6 protein-coding genes are annotated in these 6,559 nt (G+C 66.2%); all 6 read right to left on the reverse strand.

The window, feature by feature from the left end:
• Positions 1–14: 14 nt before the first annotated feature.
• Positions 15–803, reverse strand: coding sequence for an FHA domain-containing protein (locus tag ACF08M_RS27755; RefSeq protein ID WP_392187980.1), 789 nt, complete (start codon positions 801–803; stop codon positions 15–17).
• A gap of 190 nt (positions 804–993) precedes the next feature.
• On the reverse strand, positions 994–1,782 hold the full coding sequence (locus tag ACF08M_RS27760; RefSeq protein ID WP_392187981.1) for a DUF881 domain-containing protein: 789 nt from the start codon (positions 1,780–1,782) through the stop codon (positions 994–996).
• 5 nt (positions 1,783–1,787) lie between these two features.
• Positions 1,788–2,120 (reverse strand): small basic family protein, encoded by a 333-nt coding sequence (locus ACF08M_RS27765; protein ID WP_018522495.1) that lies wholly within the window; start codon positions 2,118–2,120, stop codon positions 1,788–1,790.
• The gene (locus ACF08M_RS27770) at positions 2,117–3,040 is read right to left on the reverse strand and encodes a DUF881 domain-containing protein (RefSeq protein WP_392187982.1); all 924 of its coding nucleotides are present in this window, start codon (positions 3,038–3,040) and stop codon (positions 2,117–2,119) included. Before ACF08M_RS27770 ends, ACF08M_RS27765 begins: the two co-directional genes overlap by 4 nt.
• Positions 3,041–3,138: 98 nt before the next feature.
• On the reverse strand, positions 3,139–5,634 hold the full coding sequence (locus tag ACF08M_RS27775; protein WP_392187983.1) for a sugar phosphate nucleotidyltransferase: 2,496 nt from the start codon (positions 5,632–5,634) through the stop codon (positions 3,139–3,141).
• A 113-nt stretch (positions 5,635–5,747) separates the two neighbouring features.
• Positions 5,748–6,356, reverse strand: coding sequence for a CDP-alcohol phosphatidyltransferase family protein (locus tag ACF08M_RS27780; protein ID WP_384458298.1), 609 nt, complete (start codon positions 6,354–6,356; stop codon positions 5,748–5,750).
• Positions 6,357–6,559: the final 203 nt, after the last annotated feature.

Below are 6,559 nucleotides of genomic sequence, written 5' to 3' on the forward strand. Positions count from 1 at the left end.
CCTTCCCTGGCGGGTCAGATACCCCGCTGGCTCGCGTAGAAGACCAGCCGGTACTTGCCGATCTGCACTTCGTCACCGTTGGACAGGGCAACGGAGTCGATGCGCTCACGGTTGACGTAGGTGCCGTTCAGGCTGCCCACATCCCCGACCGTGAAGCTGCCGTCGGGGCCCCTGCGGAACTCCACATGCCGCCTCGACACCGTTACGTCGTCGAGGAAGATGTCGCTCTGTGGGTGACGGCCGGCCGTGGTCAGCTCGCCGTCCAGCAGGAAGCGGCTGCCGGAATTCGGACCTCGCCGCACCACGAGGAGCGCCGAGCCGAGCGGAAGAGCGTCGACGGCGGCCTGCGCCTCGGGCGAGAGGGAGGGCAGAGGCGTCTGCCCGGTGGCCTCCGCCTCGTACGCCTCGAGGCCGGAGATGGAGATGGTCGAGGTCGTCTCCGAGGCACGCTCGGGAATTCCACCCCTCAGCGGCGCACCGCAGTTGGAGCAGAAACGACTGTCCTCGGCGTTGCGATGCCCGCACCTCGTACAGACCGGCATGGACGAGCCCTCCTGCCTCGGGGCGAACCCTCCACCCGTACCTGAGGTTGACGGTTCTGTGAAACCTATGCGGCCGGCACCGGCAGGGTCAACAGACGACGCGCCGGAAACGCCCGAATTAGCACTGCCCGAACTGGACATCTGATCGCGGAAGAGCGGGCGCTCCGCGCCCTGCTCGTCTGCCTGGCCATGACGCGGTGCGCGATGGCGGGCAGCCTCATCGCGAGCGCTCTTGCCGAACAACTTCCCAAACAACTTCACGGGCGATTCCCCTTGACCGAAATAGACCCGCCCGTGGGGCAGGACGAACCCTGAATGAACACACCTGCCGACCCGGACACCCTCACAACGTCCGTATCCACTCGACAGTTTCCATCACGCACCACCATTACGATGCGGCGACCCCCCGCAACCTCCTGCCCGTATCCGTCGCCCCTTCCGTGCCGCGGCTTCACGGGGACGACGACCGAGCGTAGTCAGGCTGCTTCGCCGGTCGCAAGACGTCCACGACGATGTTGTCGGCCTGCTCCACATGCACGGTGGCCTGCTCCTTCTCCAGCGTCTGCACCACACCGCCGGGGATGTTCAGCGCCGGCTCCAGATCCTGGGGCTTGCCGATCACCTTGAACACGTACGGCGCGGTGATCTTACGGCCGTCCACCTTGACCTTGCCGCCGTCACCGGAGAAGTAGGTACTGGCCACCACTCTGACACCGTTGACCTCGATCGCCTCGGCGCCGGCCGCACGCAACTCCTGGAGTGCGTCCAGCAACATGTCCGCCTTGACGCCATTTCCCGGGTCGTTGACGGTGAGGGTGATACCCGGCCCGTGAGCCGCCACGGTGCCTGCGAGGACTCCGAGTTGCCGTTCCTTCTCCACCGTCTGCTTACGCGCCTCCTCAGCCTGGTCGGAGCTGTTCTCCAGCTCCGTGCGCTGAGCCTCGAGACGCTGCTTCTCGTCCTCCAGACGCTGCGTGCGGTCGTCCAGCTCGTCGAGAATACGGACCAGGTCCTCCTGGCGGGCACCTCGCAGCGCGCTGTTGTCGCTGTTCGAGCGCACCTGAATGGCCAGCCCGAGACCTAGGACGAACAACAGCAGCGCGACAACGAGTTGGGCCCGTGTCACTCGTGGCGGCCAGAGTCCGGCGATCAGCCGCTGACGACCCGTGAGTTCCTGGACGGTGTCGGCCGGCCGCCGGCCGGAGTGTTCCTTGCCGCTGGGAAGTTCTTCGTTGCTCATCGGCCTCAGGCCCGGAAGACGTGCCGGCGGATGGCCGCGGCGTTGGAGAAGATCCGGATCCCGAGCACGACCACCACACCGGTGGAAAGCTGCGCCCCGACGCCCAGCTTGTCGCCCAGGAAAACGATCAACGCGGCCACGACGACGTTCGACAGGAACGACACGACGAACACCTTGTCGACAAAGATGCCGTCGAGCATGGCCCGCAGACCACCGAAGACTGCGTCGAGAGCAGCCACGACGGCGATCGGAAGATAGGGCTCGACCATCGCCGGTACCTCGGGCCGGACCAACAGTCCGACCACGACTCCCACGACGAGGCCCAGTACGGCGATCACGATGTGCCCTTCCCTGTCTCTGCCGCACCACTGCCGGTGTCTGCGGCCTTGTAAGGCTCTGCTGTACGTACGATCAGGCTCGGCGCGACCGGGAGGCTCACCTTCTCCTGGACGGACATGCCCGTCCGGATGTCGAAGGTGTCCTTGAGCGCCTGCAGATACTGGCCGTCGTCGCTGTCCTGGAATGCTTTGCTCAACGACTTCCCGTCCCCCACCGCCAGCACCGTGTACGGGGGCACGAGCGGTCTGTTGTCGACCAGTATGGCGTCGCCGGCCGCGCGGATCGCCGACAGGGCCGTCAGACGCTGCCCATTGATCGCGATCGCTTCCGCACCGGACTCCCACAGGCCGTTGACGAACCGCTGCAAGTCCCGGTCGCGGACCCGCCCGGTGTCGGAGAATCCGCTGGTCTCCCGCGGCCCGCCACCGCCCTGGTCGGTGTCCTTGGCGTCGTCGACGACGAGCTTCACGCCGGGTCCGGCCACCGGCGTCGCCCCGGCGAGCAACGCCACCAGCTCTCCCTGGTCCCCGCCGTGCTTCTCCAGCGCCTTGCGCTGTCGGCTGCCCACATCGTCCCGGAGCGCGTCGACCTCCGCCTCAAGGTTGTCCGCCGCTGTCGTCTCGCCGTCGATACGGTCGATCAGTTCCTCGCGCTCCTTGGCGAGGACCGGCGCGGAGACGCGCGCCTGCGCGGCCCCGAGCGTGACGACGAGGGCAGCGAGCACCAGACAGGCTGCGAGGCCGAGTTTCGTCTTGAGCGTGCGGGGCAGTGCCGCGCTCCCGTCGGCCTTGCGACGCGCCGACGCCTCGGCGTACCCGTCGTCCAGGCTGTGGTCCATCACGTTGGTCAGCAGCGACATGGACGCGTCGGGGCGCGCGGGGGGAGAGGCGGTACTCCGATCGGGGGGCTGCTGCGACATGCCGCACATCGTCGCACGTCACCACTGCTACCGCCGAATGGCCCCACCGGTGTGCCCGACGGCGTCGAGCGACACCGGCGGGCACACCCGCGGAACCCTCAGTGACCTGCGCTGTCCACGACCGCTGCCCACTCGTCCAGCAAGGCCTGCGCGGAGGCGTCGTCCGGGCCCTCGGCCCACAAATGGGTGACCGCCTCGGCCGGGTCCGGAAGCACCATCACCCACCGTCCATCGGCCTCGACGACCCGCACCCCGTCCGTGGTATCCACGCCGCGGTCCCCTGCGGCCTCCACGACCCGGCGCATGACCATGCCCTTGACCGCCCAGGGTGTGCCCAGATCACGGCGCAGGACATGGGCACGGGGAATGCGGGCGTCGATCTGGCTGAGGGTGAGCTGGGTCCTGGCGACGAGCCCGAGGAGCCTCACGAAGGCGGCGGATCCATCGAACACACTGCTGAATTCGGGAACGATGAAGCCGCCGCGGCCGTCTCCACCGAAGATGGTGCCTTCTTCACGTCCCACGCGTGTCAGGTCGTCGGGCGATGTCCTCGTCCATTCGACCTGCGTGCCGTGGTACGCCGCGACCTGCTCGGCAACCCGTGTCGTGGTCACCGGCAGCGCCACCCGCCCGCTGCGCCGCTCGGCGGCGACGAGGTCGAGCATCACCAGGAGCGCCCGGTCGTCCTCCACAATCCTGCCTCGCTCGTCGACCAGGGAGAGTCGTTCGCCGACCGGATCGAACCGCACACCGAACGCCGCCCGGGCCGAGGAGACGATCTCGCCCAGCCGCACCAGCCCGGACCGTCGGGTGTCGGCGGATTCGGTGGGCCGTGATTCGTCGAGCCCGGGATTGATGGTCAATGAATCCACGCCGAGCCGTCCCAACAGACTGGGCAGAACAAGCCCGGCACTGCCGTTGGACGCGTCGACGACGACTTTGAGACCGGCGTCGGCGATCCCGGTGGTGTCCACGTTCCGCAGCAGCGATCCGGTGTACGAGTCGAAGACGCTGGACGGGAAGTGCAGGTCCCCGATCTCCCCCGGGAAGGCCCGGCGATATTCCTGGCGTGCGTAGACCCGGTCCAGTTTCCGCTGGCGTGCCTGGGAGAGGTCCGCGCCCCGCTCGTCGAAGAACATGATGTCGACCGAGTCGGGCACGCCGGGAGACGTACGGATCATGATGCCGCCGGCGCTGCCTCGCGCGGTCTGCTGGCGCGCGACGGGCATCGGTACGTTCTCCAGGTCCCGTACCTCAATGGCGCTGGCCTGGAGCGCGGAGATAACCGCTCTCTTCAGCGCACGGGCACCGCGGGAGTGGTCACGTGCGGTGGTGACCGTCGAACCCTTCTTGAGGGTCGTGGCATACGCTCCGGCGAGCCGCACCGCCAGCTCCGGCGTGATCTCGACATTCAGAATCCCGGACACACCACGGGCGCCGAAGAGATGGGCCTGCCCGCGCGACTCCCAGATCACCGAGGTGTTGACGAAGGCGCCGGCCTCGATGGTCTTGAACGGGTAGACGCGGACATTCCCCTGAATGATCGATTCCTCACCGATCAGACACTCGTCCCCGATCACCGCACCGTCCTCGATGCGGGCGGCCCGCATGACGTCGGTGTTCTTACCGATCACGCATCCGCGCAGGTTGCTGTGCTGGCCGATGTAGACGTTGTCGTGCACCACGGCCTTGTGCAGAAAAGCCCCGCTCTTGACGACCACGTTGGACCCGATGACCGTGTGCTCTCGAATCTCCACTCCGGCTTCGACCTTTGCGTAGTCCCCGATGTAGAGGGGGCCCCGCAATACCGCGTCGGGATGTACTTCCGCGCCCTCCGCGACCCATACACCCGGCGAGATCTCGAAGCCGTCGATCTCCACGTCGACCTTGCGCTCAAGGACGTCGGCCTGGGCCTTCACATAGCTTTCATGGGTGCCCACGTCCTCCCAGTAGCCCTCGGCGACATAGCCATAGATGGGCTTGCCCTCCTTCATGAGCTGCGGGAAGACATCTCCGGACCAGTCCACCGAGACGTCGGCCTCGACGTAGTCGAACACCTCGGGCTCCATGACATAGATGCCCGTATTGACGGTGTCCGAGAAGACCTGGCCCCAAGTGGGCTTCTCCAGGAACCGTTCGACCTGGCCCGCCTCGTCGACAATGGTGATGCCGAATTCAAGAGGATTCGGCACACGGGTCAGGCACACCGTCACCAGCCCGCCCTTTTCCTTGTGAAAGGCGATGAGGTCGGTGAGATCGAAGTCGGTGAGCGCATCACCGGAAATGACGAGGAAGGTGTCGTCCTTCAGCGCTTCCTCGGCATTCTTCACGCTCCCCGCAGTGCCGAGTGGTTTCTCCTCATTGGCGTAGCTGAGCTCCATCCCGAGCTCTTCGCCGTCCCCGAAGTAGTTCTTGACCAGCGAGGCGAGAAACTGGACCGTTACGACGGTCTCGTTGAGCCCGTGCCGCTTGAGCAGCCGAAGCACATGCTCCATGATCGGCCGATTGGCGACGGGCAGAAGCGGCTTGGGCATGCTTGAGGTCATGGGACGAAGACGGGTGCCTTCGCCGCCAGCCATCACGACGGCCTTCATGTCGGAAACGTCCTCCTTGAAGAGACGACGGCCTGGCCGACTTCGCCCGTCGGGGCAACATCCGGGTCATCAGCGGCGGGCCGGCCACGCTGCGCGGCACCGCATCAACGAGCTCAATCGGCTACTACATCCGCCTTGACCAGTCGGCGGACCTGAACCACGTAGAGGATCCCTGCCCACCAGTAGAGCGTTGTACCCCAACCTGCGAACGCCCATCCGAAAACAGCGGCCAGCGATGCAAGCCAACCACTTCCATCGCTGAGCAGCAACAAGGGGAACGCGTACATCAGGTTGAACGTGGCGGCCTTCCCCAGGAAGTTCACCTGGGGCGGCGGATAGCCGTGGCGGCGGAGGATTCCCACCATCACGAGGAGCATCAGCTCGCGTGCGAGAAGTGCCGCGGTGAGCCAGAGCGGCAGGATCTCCCGCCAGGTCAGGCCGACGAGAGTGGAAAGAATGTAGAGACGGTCCGCGGCAGGGTCCAGGAGCCGGCCGAGGCTGCTGATCTGGTTCCATCGGCGGGCGAGTTTGCCGTCGAGGTAGTCACTGACCCCACTGAGCATCAGCACCAGCAGCGCCCAGCCATCGCTCTTGGGCCCGCCGAACTCGGGGCGAAGAATCAGCCACAGGAAGAGCGGTACCCCGACAAGGCGAGCCATGCTGAGGATGTTGGGGATGGTGAGTACCCGGTCCGTCTGAACCCGAGTCTCCTGGACCTCCACCCGGGGGCCTCCTGTGTGAAGAACGTGCCAATGATGCCCCCTGACTTTACCCGCAGCCATCAGCGGCGGGTGCACAGGGGGTATCGCAAGAAGTCGTGAACGCAGAAGAGCCCCGTGCCACAAGGGCACGGGGCTCTCCAACAAAAGGAGTTCGGCGGCGTCCTACTCTCCCACAGGGTCCCCCCTGCAGTACCATCGGCGCT

This window comes from Streptomyces sp. NPDC015032 (genome assembly GCF_043080425.1).
Taxonomy (GTDB): Bacteria; Actinomycetota; Actinomycetes; order Streptomycetales; family Streptomycetaceae; genus Streptomyces.